The 15,027-nt window shown below is 60.4% G+C and carries 12 protein-coding genes; 5 read left to right on the top strand and 7 right to left on the bottom strand.

Annotated features, from left to right (window positions below):
- The first annotated feature begins 337 nt into the window (after window positions 1-337).
- Complete coding sequence (gene ugpQ / locus M3P88_RS09245) at window positions 338-1,114, top strand: glycerophosphodiester phosphodiesterase (protein ID WP_249615756.1); 777 nt, start codon at window positions 338-340, stop codon at window positions 1,112-1,114.
- A 17-nt stretch (window positions 1,115-1,131) separates the two neighbouring features.
- On the opposite strand, the gene mnmE is transcribed toward ugpQ, so the two are convergent.
- From mnmE to rpmH, 5 genes are all read right to left on the bottom strand, one after another.
- A complete protein-coding gene (gene mnmE, locus M3P88_RS09240; protein WP_502798953.1) occupies window positions 1,132-2,478 on the bottom strand; it encodes a tRNA uridine-5-carboxymethylaminomethyl(34) synthesis GTPase MnmE in 1,347 nt (448 codons plus the stop codon).
- A gap of 166 nt (window positions 2,479-2,644) precedes the next feature.
- A complete protein-coding gene (yidC, locus tag M3P88_RS09235) occupies window positions 2,645-4,288 on the bottom strand; it encodes a membrane protein insertase YidC (RefSeq protein ID WP_249615754.1) in 1,644 nt (547 codons plus the stop codon).
- A gap of 20 nt (window positions 4,289-4,308) precedes the next feature.
- Window positions 4,309-4,518 (bottom strand): membrane protein insertion efficiency factor YidD, encoded by a 210-nt coding sequence (gene yidD, locus M3P88_RS09230; protein ID WP_249615753.1) that lies wholly within the window; start codon window positions 4,516-4,518, stop codon window positions 4,309-4,311.
- On the bottom strand, window positions 4,494-4,856 hold the full coding sequence (rnpA, locus tag M3P88_RS09225) for a ribonuclease P protein component (RefSeq protein ID WP_249615752.1): 363 nt from the start codon (window positions 4,854-4,856) through the stop codon (window positions 4,494-4,496). The genes yidD and rnpA overlap by 25 nt, the downstream gene beginning before the upstream one ends.
- Window positions 4,857-4,860: 4 nt before the next feature.
- A complete protein-coding gene (gene rpmH, locus M3P88_RS09220) occupies window positions 4,861-4,995 on the bottom strand; it encodes a 50S ribosomal protein L34 (protein WP_124735580.1) in 135 nt (44 codons plus the stop codon).
- Between the two features lie 307 nt (window positions 4,996-5,302).
- Between rpmH and dnaA the strand changes: the two genes are divergently transcribed.
- From dnaA to gyrB, 3 genes are all read left to right on the top strand, one after another.
- Window positions 5,303-6,694 (top strand): chromosomal replication initiator protein DnaA, encoded by a 1,392-nt coding sequence (gene dnaA, locus M3P88_RS09215; protein WP_124735579.1) that lies wholly within the window; start codon window positions 5,303-5,305, stop codon window positions 6,692-6,694.
- 43 nt (window positions 6,695-6,737) lie between these two features.
- Window positions 6,738-7,844 (top strand): DNA polymerase III subunit beta, encoded by a 1,107-nt coding sequence (gene dnaN / locus M3P88_RS09210; RefSeq protein WP_249615751.1) that lies wholly within the window; start codon window positions 6,738-6,740, stop codon window positions 7,842-7,844.
- Between the two features lie 136 nt (window positions 7,845-7,980).
- On the top strand, window positions 7,981-10,371 hold the full coding sequence (gene gyrB / locus M3P88_RS09205; protein WP_249615750.1) for a DNA topoisomerase (ATP-hydrolyzing) subunit B: 2,391 nt from the start codon (window positions 7,981-7,983) through the stop codon (window positions 10,369-10,371).
- A 115-nt stretch (window positions 10,372-10,486) separates the two neighbouring features.
- On the opposite strand, the gene M3P88_RS09200 is transcribed toward gyrB, so the two are convergent.
- Entirely contained in the window at window positions 10,487-10,663 is a 177-nt protein-coding gene (locus M3P88_RS09200; RefSeq protein ID WP_249615749.1) for a hypothetical protein, read from the bottom strand.
- A 456-nt stretch (window positions 10,664-11,119) separates the two neighbouring features.
- Window positions 11,120-14,281 (bottom strand): DEAD/DEAH box helicase, encoded by a 3,162-nt coding sequence (locus tag M3P88_RS09195; protein ID WP_249615748.1) that lies wholly within the window; start codon window positions 14,279-14,281, stop codon window positions 11,120-11,122.
- A gap of 162 nt (window positions 14,282-14,443) precedes the next feature.
- Between M3P88_RS09195 and M3P88_RS09190 the strand changes: the two genes are divergently transcribed.
- On the top strand, window positions 14,444-15,010 hold the full coding sequence (locus tag M3P88_RS09190; protein WP_249615747.1) for a putative antibiotic biosynthesis monooxygenase: 567 nt from the start codon (window positions 14,444-14,446) through the stop codon (window positions 15,008-15,010).
- The last annotated feature ends 17 nt before the right edge of the window (window positions 15,011-15,027 follow it).

The raw sequence follows: 15,027 nt of genomic DNA, 5'->3' as shown, positions 1-15,027 counted from the left end.
TTTCCCTGATGGTTTAAAAATAATCGAATCTTTGCATCCGGCCGAGGCACATTCGAACGGACGTTTGAAATTTATTTAATACACGTATGTTGCCATTGCGCAATACTTTTATATTATTGCGACAAATTTACCCTCAAAGGGCGATCCCGCCTATCAGGATGCCAAAGAGTAGAGAAGCCTATCCTGACAGGCTGTGATCAAGATCAGCTAAGCTGATCCTTGGCATGCGGTTTTTTATGCCTGATTGTGGATATTGCGTTGCACAAATAACACAGTTTGACCAGCCACAGGCTTTCAAGACAGTAGGGCTGACCCTGCTACCCGCTGGAGGTGCTTCATGCATTTGTTCGAACACGCCCCCATTCAGGCATGGCCCAGACTGTTCGCCCACCGCCTGGGCGGCGCCTTGGCACCGGAAAACACGCTGGCCGGGCTGGAAATAAGCCGCCAATTGGGCATCACCGCCGTCGAGTGCGACGTCAAACTGTCGGCAGACGGCATCCCCCTGCTATTTCACGACGAGCATCTCGAGCGCACGAGTAATGGCCAAGGCTTGTTTGCACAACAAGACCATGTGGCACTGGCGCAACTGGATGCCGGCGCATGGTTTCACCCCGCCTTTGCCCACGAGCGCATACCCACGCTGGCGGCGCTGGCAGAACAGGCACGGCACCACGGCATACGGGTCAATCTAGAAATCAAGCCCTGCCCCGGACGGGAGCAGGAGACGGGGCGTATTGTCGCACAGCAGGCTAGCCTGCTGTGGCAAGGCGAGCACCTACTACCGATGCTGTCTTCATTTTCACTCGCGGCGCTGCTGGCAGCAAAAGCGGCAGCCCCCGATCTGCCGCGTGCCTTGCTGATAGAAAACTGGCCGGATGACTGGCCACAGCAGGTGCAGGCCTGTGCGGCCTGCGCGCTCAATGCCAATGAGCGGGATCTGAGCCAGGAGCGCGTACTCGCGGTTCGGCATGCCGGGCTGGCGTTGATGGCCTGGACCGTCAACCAGCCAGCGCGTGCCGCCGAACTCTATGGCTGGGGCACCGATATGCTGTGCAGCGACCGACCGGAGCGTTTGCAGGCGATCGCGGCGGCGACCCCTGCCCTACGCTAAGCCACCACGACGCCGGCTTATTTACCGATGCAAAAGCGGCTAAAGATCACGCCCAAGAGGTCGTCCGGGGTGAATTCGCCGGTAATCTCGGACAGCGCGTTCTGCGCCAGGCGCAGTTCTTCGGCGAAGATCTCCACCTGCTGCCACTCGCTGGTCGCCACCGCCAGATGCTCGCCGGCACGGCGGATCGCATCCAGATGGCGCGCCCGCGCCAGATAGACACTCTCGCCCTCGCCCTTGTAGCCGATCAGCTCCAATAGCTTGCCCTTAAGCAGATCGACCCCGTCATGGGTCGCGGCCGACAGGTAGACCAGCGGATGGCCGTCTTCCTCGTCGACGCGCGCGTCTTCGCCGGCCAGATCGATCTTGTTGAACACGAACACCCGCGGCAAGCGCGCCGGCAGGCGCGCAAGTATGGCCTCTACATTCGGGGTAATGCCCTCGCGCCCGTCCACCAGCACCAGCGCCACATCGGCACGCTCGACCGCCGCCCAGGTGCGCTCGATGCCGATTTTTTCTACCACATCATCGGTGTCGCGCAGACCGGCGGTATCGATCACATGCACCGGCACGTCGTCGATGATGATCTCCTCGCGCACGGTGTCGCGTGTGGTGCCGGCAATATCGGTCACGATGGCGACATCGTCGCCGGCCAAGGCATTCATCAGGCTGGACTTGCCGACGTTCGGCTCGCCCACCAGCACCACATGCATGCCTTCACGCAGGATGGCGCCCTGGCGCGCGGTGGCCTGCACGCGGGATAGCTGGCTGCGGATGGACGCCAGCTTGCCGGTCGCGTCGGCGGCCTTGAGAAAATCGATGTCTTCTTCGGGGAAATCCAGCGTTGCTTCGACCAGCATGCGCAGGGTAATCAGGTCTTCGACCATGGCGTGAATCTCGCCGGAGAACGCCCCCTTGAGCGATTTGAGCGCACCGCGCGCGGCCGTTTCCGAGGCGGCATCGATCAGGTCGACCACGCTCTCGGCCTGCGCCAGATCCATCTTGTCGTTGAGGAAGGCGCGGCGGGTGAATTCGCCCGGCTCGGCCAGACGCGCCCCCAGCGCCACACAGCGCGACAGCAGCATCTTCAGCACCACCGGCCCGCCATGGCCCTGCAACTCAATCACATCTTCGCCGGTAAAGCTGTGCGGCCCCGGAAAGTACAGCAGCAAGCCATTGTCGATGGCGCTGCCATCGGCGGCGAAAAAGTCGGTATAGGTGGCGGTGCGGGGCTTGGGCGTTTTACCGCCGGAAATCGCCAGTGCAAACGGCAGCAGTTCGCGACCGGAAATACGGATCACGCCGATGCCGCCGCGACCGGGGGCAGTGGCAATGGCAGCGATGGTGGTGGGGGCGTAGCTCAAGTTCATAGTGTGCAATCCGGTTTGCCGGCAGCACTGCCGGCCTGAAACATATCGGGACTTAAGGCGTTTTATCAGGCAAAGCCGCGTAACGCTACACGGCCTTGCCTGATAAAAACCAAAAAGCCCGGCCTTGCGGCCGGGCTCTTACCTTCAAGGCGCTGCCGTCTTAGGACTGCAGCGAAGCCTTGCGGGCGTTTTCAATCTGGCGGTTGATATAGTACTGCTGCGACATCGACAGTACGTTGTTCACCACCCAGTACAGCACCAGACCTGCCGGGAAGAAGAAGAACATCACCGAGAAAGCAACCGGCATGATCTTCATCATCTTCGCCTGTACCGGATCGGTCGGCGGCGGGTTCAGGAAAGTCTGCACAAACATGGTGATCGCCATGATGGCCGGCAGAACATAGTAAGGGTCCGGCTTGGCCAGGTCATGAATCCACAGAATCCACGGTGCCTGACGCAGCTCAACCGAAGCCAGCAGCGCCCAATACAGACCGATGAACACAGGAATCTGGATCAGGATGGGCAGACAGCCGCCCAGCGGGTTGATCTTTTCCTTCTTGTACATCTCCATCACCGCCTGCTGGAACTTCATGCGGTCATCGCCATACTGCGCCTTCATGGTTTCCAGACGCGGCGCCAGCGCCTTCATCTTGGCCATCGAGCGGTAGGACGCGGCAGTCAGCGGGTAGAACACGGCCTTGACCAGTACGGTCAAGAGCACGATCGCCCAGCCCCAGTTGCCGACAAAGCCATGGATCTTGGCCAGCAGCCAGAACAGCGGCGAAGCGAAGATATACACCCAGCCGTAGTCCTTGACGTAGTTCATGCCGTCAGCCAGCTTGGTGATGGTCGCGTAGTCTTCCGGACCAACATACAGCGGTACGGTAACCGACTCGGTCGCGCCATTGGCCAGCACCGGCAGGTTCACCATCACACCGGCCGAATACAGGCCGTTGCCCAGCTTCTTGATGTCGTAGCTGCAGTCTTCAGCCTTGGCGCAGACACTGTTGCCGTCCAGCGGCTTGGTGATCCAGGCGGAGAAGAAGTAGTGCTGCACCATCGACACCCAGCCGTCGGCGGTGTTCTTGACGTGTTCGCCCTTGCCCTTGTCCAGATCGTCGAAGGTGACTTTCTGGAACTTGCCTTCGCTGGAGTACATCGCAGGACCGGTAAAGGTATGCGCGAAGTAGCTCTCGCCTTCCGGTGCCTTGTTGTCACGCAGCAGACGGTAGTAGGCCGACAGAGGCAGCGGCTTGCCGCTGGCGTTGGTCACGTCGTAACGCACGCCGATTTCGTAAGAGCCCTTGCTGAAGGTGTAAACCTTGACCACCTTCACGCCGTTCACTTCCGGCGCGGTCAGCTTGACTTCAACCTTGTCGCCGTCAAGGCTGTACGCGGTCTTTTCAGCCGTGAACAGGGTCTTGTGCGTAGGCAGCTGAGGGTCTGCTGCAGACAAGAGGCCGGTCTGCGCGACATATACGCGGCCGCCCTTGTCGGTCAGCAGGTCGAAATCCTTGCTCGGGTCGGAAGTCTGACCGTGCTGGGTCAGATCCAGCGCGCGCAAGTCGCCGCCCATGGTGTCGATTTCGGCACGCATCACGTCGGTATTGACCACGATGCGCTGGCCGCTCTCGAGCTTGGCCGAGTCGGCCGGCTGCGGGGCAGAAGGGGTATCGGACCCGGTCCGGGTTGCCGTCACAGTCGAAGCTGCTTTGGGCACCGGCTTGGGCGCAAAGAATTCCTGCCAGCCCAGCAAGATTGCCAGCGACAGGGTAATGAAAATGATCAGTCTCTTGGAGTCCATCTCTCTTTTATCCGGAAAGTTCAGGGAACCGGGTCATAGCCGCTACCGCCCCATGGGTGACAACGCGCAATCCGCCTTGCCGCTAGCCAACCACCTTTGCGCGCGCCATGTTTCTGCACCGCCTCGATTGCGTAACACGAACAGGTCGGCAGATACCGGCACCGCGGAGCAATCCACGGACTGATAACGACCTGATAGAAGCGGATCAGGAGGACGAGGGCGCGCGACATCGCTGCAGTTTAACAAAGAGTGAGGCCAAAGCCTCGACTGCTTCATGACGATTGTTACGGACGAAGGCTAAACGCGCACGCACCACGTAGTCATTGCTGCCGAGTTCGTGCTGGTGCAGGCGGAACCATTCGCGTACCGAACGTTTGATGTAGTTGCGACGATTGGCGCGTTTGGCGGTCTTTTTGCCGACGACGAGACCGACTCGTGCGTGGCCAAGATCATTGGGACGGACGTAGACCTGGAAGAAGGGATTGCTGCGCACCTGGCGCAAACTAAAAACGGATGAAAAATCATCCGTTTTTAACAGCCGGTGCACTCGGCGAAAGCGGAAGCTCAAGGCCTTATACAGACAGACGCTTGCGGCCCTTGGCGCGACGTGCGGCCAGAACGGCACGACCACCACGGGTCTTGTTGCGTACGAGGAAGCCGTGGGTACGCTTGCGGCGGGTATTGGATGGCTGGTAAGTGCGTTTCATGATGGGGTTTCCTGTTTCGAAACGGAAATAAACGCGTGATTAAACCGAGAAACACTGCAACAGTCAACCACTTATTTTTGACCTTCCTGTGGATAACTTTTACAAAAACCATTAGAATGTACAAACTTAAGGCACTGAACCTGCTGCTCAAGTTTTGGACTTGACCCAAAGACAAGCGGGTCAGCATGCAGAGCAGTGCCATCACCCGAATGCCTGTGCCCGCCTTTTCATGGCGAGCGTTTCTTACGCAACCTGCTGCCGTCCCCGTTTTAACGCGATGGCCGCAGGTTTTGCTTGTTAGTGAGTAATGACCGAACTGGATCAAATTTGGCCGGCGTGCCTGGCGCGCCTCGAGGCCGAACTGTCTTCACAGCAGTTCAACACCTGGATCAAGCCCCTCTCTGCCGAAACCGGCGAAGAGAGCTTGGTGCTGCTCGCCCCCAACCGTTTCATCCTGCAATTCATCAAGGACAGGTTTCTTGGTCGCATCGAGGAACTGGTGGGCGAGCTGTCGGGGCTCACCAACGTGGAACTGCGCGTAGGCGGCAATATGCGCCCGGTGGCGCCGCCCTCCATGGTCAGCAATACCCCGCGCCCGGCACCGGCAGCCCCCAGCACGCCGACCGTGGCCGAGCAGGCCAAGCAGGCGGCGGTCAAGGCCATCGGCAGCCACGAAAGCACACGCCTGAATCCCGGCTTTACCTTCGACAGCCTGGTAACCGGTAAGGGCAACCAGCTGGCGCGCGCGGCAGCCTTGCAGATTGCCGAAAATCCGGGCGACCCGGCCTACAACCCGCTGTTCGTCTATGGCGGTGTCGGTCTGGGTAAGACCCACTTGATTCAGGCCATCGGCAACCATGTGTTCCAGAAAAACCCGCAGGCACGCGTGCGCTACATCCACGCCGAACGCTATGTGGCGGACATTATGCGCGCCTACCAGCACAAGGCCTTCGACGAGTTCAAGCGCTACTACCACTCGCTCGACCTGCTGCTGATCGACGATATCCAGTTTTTCGCCGGCAAGAACCGCACCCAGGAAGAATTCTTCTACGCCTTCAACGCGCTGATCGAGGGCGGCAAGCAGGTGATCATGACCTGCGACTCCTACCCCAAGCAGATCGAAGGCATGGAAGAGCGCCTGATCTCGCGCTTCTCCTGGGGGCTGACGGTTGAAATCCAGCCGCCGGAGCTGGAAATGCGCGTCGCCATCCTGATGAAGAAGGCCGAAGTCGACAATATCAAGCTCGACAACAACGTCGCCTTCTTTATCGCGCAGAACGTGCGCTCCAATGTGCGCGAACTCGAAGGCGCGCTCAAGCGCGTGGTGGCCTACGCCCGCTTCACCAACCAGAGCATCTCGATGGAGCTGGTGAAAGAGGCGCTGAAAGACATTCTGGCCGCCGGCAACCGCCAGGTGACGGTGGACGCGATCCAGAAGACCGTGGCCGAGTACTACAAGATCAAGCTGTCGGATATGCACAGCAAGAAGCGCTCGCGCGATATTGCCCGTCCGCGCCAGGTGGCGATGACGCTGGCCAAAGAGCTGACCCAGCTCTCGCTGCCCAATATCGGCGATGCCTTTGGCGGACGCGACCACACCACGGTGCTGCACGCCTGCAAGACCATTAATGAAATGCGCACCTCAGACCCGGACATCGCCCACGATTACGATGCCCTGCTATCGATGTTGCGCAATTGAACCCTAATCCAACCCCACCTGTTTTGAATCGGGAGCCCTGAGCATGCTGATTTTGCAAGCCGAACGCGATGCCCTGCTGAAGCCGCTTCTGGCCGTGACCGGGATTGTCGAGCGTCGTCATACCCTGCCCATCCTGTCCAATGTGCTGATCGAGAAAAAGGCCGGCGTCGTGAGCTTTCTCGCGACCGACCTGGAAATCCAGATCACCACCGCCAGCCCGGACAGCTTACCCGGCGAAGACTTCCGCCTGACGACCTCGGCCAAAAAGCTGCAGGACATCCTGCGGGCCATCCCCGACTCCACCGTCACGCTGGACTCGCAGGACGGCGGCCGTCTGGTGCTCAAGGCAGGCAAAAGCCGCTTCAACCTGCAGACCCTGCCGGCCGACGATTTTCCGTTTGTCGCCCCCAACGGCGCGGCCGAATCGACCTTCAGCCTGCCGCAGCGCGACCTTAAGCGCCTGCTGTCGCAAGTCCAGTTCGCCATGGCGGTGCAGGACATCCGTTACTACCTGAACGGCCTGTTGCTGCAGACCGAGGGCGACCAGGTGCGCCTGGTGTCCACCGACGGCCACCGCCTGGCTTTTGCCGCGGCGAGCCACGACGGCGACCTGCCCAAGACCGAAGTCATCCTGCCGCGCAAGACCATACTCGAGCTGTACAAGCTGCTGCAGGACAGCGACGAGCTGATCCAGATCGAGCTGCTGAACAATCAGGTGCGCTTCAGCTTCGGCAGCACCGTAATCATCAGCAAAGTGGTCGACGGCAAGTTCCCCGATTACAACCGGGTGATTCCGCTGGATAACGACCGCCTGTTCCTGATCGAACGCCTGACCTTCCTGCATGCGCTGCAGCGTGCCGCCATTCTCGCCAACGAGAAATTCCGCGGCGTGCGTCTGGTGCTCAAGAATGGCGCCATGTCCATTCTGTGTACCAATAGCGAGCAGGAAGAAGCCGAAGAAGAACTGGAAATCGCCTACGACGGCGGTGAGCTGGAAATCGGCTTCAACATCAACTATCTGCTGGATGTGCTGACCAACCTGCCGGCCGATACGCTGCAACTGGCCTTCGGTGACGCCGGCCGCTCGGCGCTGTTTACCATTCCAGGCAACAGCAACTTCAAATACATCGTGATGCCGATGCGGATCTGATCGCAGCAGGGTCCGGGATCGGTGATCCGGGATCCGCTGCCAGAGCTGGCGGCCAAGGTGCCGCCCCCGGTGGCACATAGCGGGCACCCGACCCCGGGGCCCGACTCCCGAACAGATAGAATCGAGTAACAAACAGATGAGCGAACAGGAATACGGCGCAGACAGTATCAAGGTCCTGAAAGGGCTGGACGCGGTGCGCAAGCGCCCCGGCATGTATATCGGCGACACCCAGGACGGCTCCGGCCTGCACCATATGGTGTTCGAAGTTCTGGATAACGCCATCGACGAAGCACTGGCCGGCCACGCCGACACCGTGCGCGTCATCATCCACCCCGACAACTCGATCTCGGTGGAAGACAACGGCCGCGGCATCCCGACCGACATCCACCCGGAAGAAGGCCGCTCCGCCGCAGAAGTCATCATGACCATCCTGCACGCCGGCGGCAAATTCGACAGCAACAGCTACAAGATCTCCGGCGGCCTGCACGGCGTGGGCGTATCGGTGGTCAATGCCCTGTCCGACTGGCTCAAGCTCAAGATCTGGCGCGACGGTAAAGTCCACGAAATGGAATTTCGCCATGGCGACGCCGTCGAGCCGTTGACCGTCACCGGCCACAGCAACCACCGTGGTACCGAAGTGCACTTCATGGCTTCGCCGGAAATCTTCGGCAAGATCGAATTCCACTTCGACATTCTGGCCAAGCGCATCCGCGAACTGTCCTTCCTGAACGACGGCGTCGCGATCACCCTGATCGACAAGCGCAGCGGCAAGGAAGAAAACTTCGCCTTCTCCGGCGGCGTGGCCGGCTTCGTGCAGTATATGAACCGCAACAAGGCGGCCATGCATGCCAAGCCCTTCTTCGCCACCGGCGAAAAGGACGGCATGAGCGTGGATGTGGCGATGCAGTGGAACGACTCCTATCAGGAATCGGTACAGTGCTTCACCAACAACATCCCGCAGCGCGACGGTGGCTCCCACCTCACCGCCCTGCGCCAGATGATGACGCGTACGCTGAACCAGTACATCGAAGAACACGAAGTCGCCAAAAAGGCCAAGGTCGATACCACCGGCGACGATATGCGCGAAGGCCTGACCTGCGTGCTGTCGTGCAAGCTGCCCGACCCGAAATTCTCCAGCCAGACCAAAGACAAGCTGGTCTCCAGCGAAATCGGCCCGGTGATCAATGAAGTGGTCGGCGAAGCGCTGCGCAACTTCCTGCAGGAAAACCCGGCCGACGCCAAGATCATCTGCGGCAAGATCGTCGACGCCGCCCGTGCCCGTGACGCCGCGCGCAAGGCGCGTGAAATCACCCGCCGCAAAGGCGTGCTGGACGGCCTCGGTCTGCCGGGCAAACTGGCCGACTGTCAGGAAAAGAACCCGGCCCTGTCCGAACTGTACCTGGTCGAGGGTGACTCCGCCGGCGGCTCCGCCAAGCAAGGCCGCGACCGCAAATTCCAGGCCATCCTGCCGCTCAAGGGCAAGATCCTCAACGTCGAGCGCGCGCGCTTCGACAAGATGCTGGCCAGTCAGGAAGTCGCCACGCTAATCACCGCGCTGGGTTGCGGCATCGGCAAGGACGAGTACAACCCGGACAAGCTGCGCTACCACCGCATCATCATCATGACCGACGCCGACGTCGATGGTGCGCACATCCGTACCCTGCTGCTGACCTTCTTCTATCGCCAGACGCCTGAGTTGGTGGAGCGCGGCCATATCTACATCGCCCAGCCGCCACTGTTCAAGGCCAAGCACGGCAAGCAGGAGCGCTACCTCAAGGACGAATACGAACTTGACCAGTACCTGCTGCAACTGGCGCTGGACAAGGCCGAGCTGATCCCGAGCGCCGGCGCCGAGCCGCTGACGGCCGAAGCCATGGGCATCGTCGCCCGCCAGTTCCTGCTGGCCCGCGCCGTGATCGAGCGCGAAAGCCGCGTCATCGACCATCTGGTGCTGGAAGCCATGCTCAAGACCGGCCCGCTGGGGCTGGAAAACGAGCACGAAGCCCTCGCCTCGCTGGCCGCACTGCAGGCCCTGCTGCCGGTCGAAGAGATCGAGCTCGAGCTGCTGCGCGACGAAAAGAACGACGGCTACCTGATCAAGGTGATCCGCAAGCTGCACGGCAATGTGATGGTGACCGTACTCGACCAGAACTTCCTCGAGTCGGCCGACTACGCCGAGCTGAAGAAGACGGCCGAAATGCTGGGCGGCCTGATCGGCGAAGGCGCCGCCATGCGCCGCGGCGAAACCCTGCGTCCGGTCCTAAGCTACGGAGAAGCACTGGACTGGCTGCTGGGCGAAGCGCGCAAGGGCATGGCGATCCAGCGCTATAAGGGGCTGGGCGAAATGAACCCGGGCCAGCTGTGGGAAACCACCATGGACCCAAGCGTGCGCCGTCTGCTCAAAGTCCGCATCGAAGACGCCATGGGCGCCGACGATGTGTTCACCACGCTGATGGGCGACAACGTCGAACCACGCCGCGCCTTCATCGAAAGCAATGCACTGATCGCGCGCAATATCGATATCTGATCGTGTAGGGTGGGTTAGGCCAGAGGCCGTAACCCACCACCGAGCACCTGTCAGACAGACCAAGGCCAGCCGGCAACGGCTGGCTTTTTTGCATCTACACCCTGTCGGACGGGTTTCAGTGATCCGTATTTTGCGGAGTCCGCTGCGCGGAGGTATTGGGATGCTGCTTCCGCGCGGCGGGCAGGGCCATTTCTTTTGTCTCGCCAAAAGAAATGGCCGAAAGAACAGGCGACCCGAAGCCGCTTTGAAACCCCGCACCAAAGCCGCCCGCCAAGGCGCCGCCAAACTCCATGCGTGCGAATCTTTGATTCGCCCAGCGGGGTATTCGCTACCGTCGAACCGCTCAAACAAAGGGCGGCTTAAAACCTTGACGGCCGCCTTCGTCGCGGCTCGCGGCTACGGGCTCGGGTCAACTTCCCATTTAGCCAGCCAACCTGTGGCGTTTTGTGCACGCTATTTATGCGTCAGCCACCCCTCCCCATTAGGCTCGCGCCGGTGTAAAAGGCACTGGCGAGGTCTTAAGCTGGCCCTTGTTTGAGCGATTCGACGGTAGCGAATCGCGAGTTGGCCAGCGCCTCGCCAGTGCCTTTTGCGCCGGGGTTTCGCGAGACTTCGGGGGCGCCGGGGATGCAAGGGGCCGGGCGCGTCCGGCCCCTGCCCGCATGCCGCGCGGAAGCGGCAAATGAAAAGCATCCGCGCAGCGGACACAAAACCCGAAGCCCATCTGTGCCAACTCGCAACGGGGGCATTACACATCACGGCTTTCGTTAAAAGCACGGAACAGGGCTGCCGGCAATGGTGTTTGCAAGCGCCATGTGATGTTCATCGGCTTGCTACCCGACCATTCTTCCAGCGTCACCGCGCCGCAAGCACGATACGGGCTTTGCTTGTTTTCCCGCACAAAGAGCTGGAAAGCCCAACCATTCGTCGCCTCGCCAATACTTTCCAGATAGCGCCGGCCTCCCGGCGTATCGGGGCCGGCACTGTTCTGCGTCTGCCAGTGAAAGCGTTGCGGACTGATTGCATAGTCGTGGTAAGCAATGGCGTCGTGATAGCCCGCACTCTTGTCCAGCGTTACAAACAAGAGCTCTTTCTTGATCGTCTTCAGACGCAACACCCCTTCGGCAAAAAATGGCCGCCTTACTTCATCCCAATGCCCGCAGGCTGTCAGAATTTCACGACTGCCATAGCTGGCATGCAGGCATAGTGGCGTGTCCTCCAGCCCGGGTACCGGCTGAAACAGCAGATTGCTTCTGGCTTGCAGTAATGCCGCCAGTTCACTCAGCTCCTGCCTCGCCGCGCCATCCAGCCGTTCAAGAAAATCCTTACCCGAGCCGACTCTTGAACCTTGGCCGTCGACTTGATAGGCCAGCATCTGCAAGCGCAAACGCTGCTCAGCGGAAGCGGCATCTTCAATGCTCACCAAATTCGCCATCAATTCAAGCTGACGTGGATCGTCTACATGCAGCAGGTCGGCAAAACGCCTACCAAAGTAGTCTTCCTCGCTGCCAGCTGGCTCAGACAACAGGCTGGCGGCGCGCTTGAGGCAAGTCCAGCCACTGCGCCCTTTGGCATCACGATACACATCGTCCAGTTCCAACACTTGATCGTGCAGGAAGGCCGCTAACGTCAGCATTTGCCCACGATTGAGCGCGGCATAAGCCGCCAACTCCCGGCTCAGTTGTGGCCAGCGCTGGTTGATCAACGTTTTGAGGTTGCGTAGCACCTGCTCACGCGTTTTTTTCTGCAACTGGATATGGCAGCCGGACGGTAGGCGGTCAAAACCCTGCTCTGTCCCAGCCTGCAATTCGCGCCGGTTCAGCCCGGTGAGGCTGCCCAGCAGTCGGTCGAAGCGAAATTCAGCGCGATGCTGGCCGACAAAGTCGAGGATCAGACAGCTTTCCTTACCCTCAAACAAGCGCAGTCCACGGCCTATCTGCTGCTGAAACAGTACCGGGCTTTGTGTCGGGCGTAACAGCAACAAGGTGTCGACCATCGGTAGATCGACGCCTTCGTTGTACAGATCGACAGTGACGATGGCGACAATTTTTCCGGCCGCCAACTGGCGTGGTGCCGCCTGACGATCCTCTTTACTGCTCTCCGAACTAACGCACACGGCTGGCAGCCCAGCCCGATTCAGCATCTCGGTCATAAAGCGGGCGTGAGCAATAGATACGCAGAACACCAGCGCCTTGCTCTGCGCCGGATCAGCACATAGTCGCCGCCACTCGCGCAACACCAGATGCGCACGTGCGCTATTGGCATCCAGCAGTTGGCTTAACTGCTCGCGCTCACCCGCCTTGCCCCAGCTGATCTGGCTCAGATCAGTATCGTCGTCGCAGGCGTAATACTCGAACGGGGATAGCAGCTGTAAATCCAGCGCATGCCACAACCTGAGTTCGGCAGCCGGACTACCATCGGGCCGCTGATCGAAGTAGCCGTCAATTGGTGAGCCATCGCTACGCTCCGGTGTCGCAGTCAGCCCCAGCAGGACGGCAGGCTTGACTGCAGTGGCAAAGCGATCGAACTGTGCCGCAGCCAGATGATGGCACTCATCGATGATGACCATATGCCAGTAATCGGCACCGAAACGGGCAAGTAAATCGCGACGATCCAATGTCTGGATGCTGGCAAACAGATGATCGTAACTGCCCGGCTGCGCATCCGCGTTCAAGACCTCGCCAAAGCCGTTATCGCCCAAGACGGCCCTAAAGCTGTGCATGGCCTGCTGCAGAATCTCGATACGGTGCGCAACAAACAGCAGGCGAGGTCGGCCACCGAGTTCACGGCATAGGCGGCGATAGTCGAAGGCGGCAATCATGGTCTTACCGGTGCCTGTCGCCGCCACCAACAAATTGCGTATCCGGCCATGTGAACGCTCGCTGGCCAACGCCTCCAGCATTTCCTGTTGATAACTCTTGGGCTGCAGATCAAAAAACGGCAGCACATTGCTGTCGCTCGCACTCGGCAAGCCCTTCTGCTCGCGCAAAGCGCGATCAAGTGCCGCCCGCTGCCCCTCCTCATCCGGGTGGTAACGCTGAAATTCAGTGTCTTCCCACAGGGTCTCAAAGTGAGCCCGAGCGCGGCCAAACAGGGCGCGCTGACCGCGCTCAGTAAACTTGACCGTCCACTCCAAGCCCCCCATCAGCGCAGCACCCGACAGATTGGCACTCCCCACATAGGCCGAACCAAAACCCGTTTTACGCTCGAAAATCCATGCCTTGGCATGCAGACGAGTGCGCCGGCCATCTAGCGACACCCTAACCTCGCAACCGGGCAGGCGCGCCAATTGGTCTAGCGCCGCGGCATCGGTCGCACCGATATAAGTGGTGGTCAACACCCGGATACGGGTACGCGCCACACCATCTGCCCCCAGCGCGGTGATGTGCTCCAACACGTCGGCCAGCTTGCGCACACCCGAAACAGTGATGAAACTCACCAAAATATCCACTCGGTCACACGAAGCCAGTTCACGCCTAAGTTCGGTCAGTAGCGACGGACTCGCCTTGCCGGCGGTAAACAGCCACGGCATCGCCAAGCCCGTCTGTGGCAACTCAGGCTCATGTGGCCGATGAAACAAACCGCGCAGCACTTGCGGCGGCGAAGCCAAAGCCTCTACTTGGCTGGCAGCCTTGCTGTCTATGGCATGCAAGCGGGTGCGCAAATCGTGTAGCAAGCCATTGATCAAAGCCAGTTGGGCAGGAGGGCGGCCTGCGTGCTCTTGCTCCGGCTTTAACGTCTGCAGAATGCCGGCCAGCTCCCGCCCCAGCATTTCGGCCAAACGCTCATGGCTATCGACCTCCTCCAAGCCGACCAGCAAAGGATGAACGGCTCCCCCATCCTCCAGACTGCGCGCCTGCGATTCGGTCAATAGTGTGTCGTACAGGCCTTCCGGCATATGGCGGGGCATAGCAACTCCAGCAAGTCAGGTAGATGCCAGGATACCAGGCCAAAGCCGCCACGATCTTGCGCATGGCATCTTTCTTGCTCGTAATTCATTGCCCCCACACCCGGGGGTAGCTTCGTCGGCCACCATCCCGGCCGCACGGATGTGATACGCAAGGAGATCCCCATGCATAGCGAACCCCTGACCTTTCTGGTATCGCGCCGCATCGCCCCCGCCCACCAGCAGGACTTCACCCGCTGGATGCTGGCCGGTGAAGCGCTGGCGGGCGGCTTTGACGGCTTTCTCGGCGCCGGCCTGTTTGCCCCGCCACCGGGCGAAGAGACCTGGCAGATCGTATTCCGCTTTGCCGATGCTCCCAGTCTGGATAACTGGATGCATGCACCGGAACGTAATGCCTGGCTGGCGGCCGGCACCCATCTGGTGCAGCAAAGCGATGCGCGCTGTGCCAGCGGGCTGGATGGCTGGTTCGTTTCGCCGCCACCGCGCTGGAAGCAGGCGGTGGCGGTATGGCTGGCGTTTTTTCCGGTGTCGCTGCTGGTGAATGCCGTGCTGGGCGACTGGCTGGCCAGTCTGGTGCTGCCGCTGCGGGTGCTGCTGTCTACCCTGCTGCTGACCCCGCTGATGGTGTGTGTGGTCATTCCGTGGGTGACCCGGCTACTGGCGGGCTGGCTGCAACCCGCCTCTCCCGCACACTCGGGGCGATGCGCGGGCCTGTCGCAAAAGGCGGGGTAGCTACGGTATATAGGGGG

It is taken from the genome of Craterilacuibacter sp. RT1T, assembly GCF_023502145.1.
Classification (GTDB): Bacteria; Pseudomonadota; Gammaproteobacteria; order Burkholderiales; family Chromobacteriaceae; genus Craterilacuibacter.
Note: the sequence above shows the minus strand (reverse complement) of the source record. Positions and strands in the feature narration are given on the sequence as shown.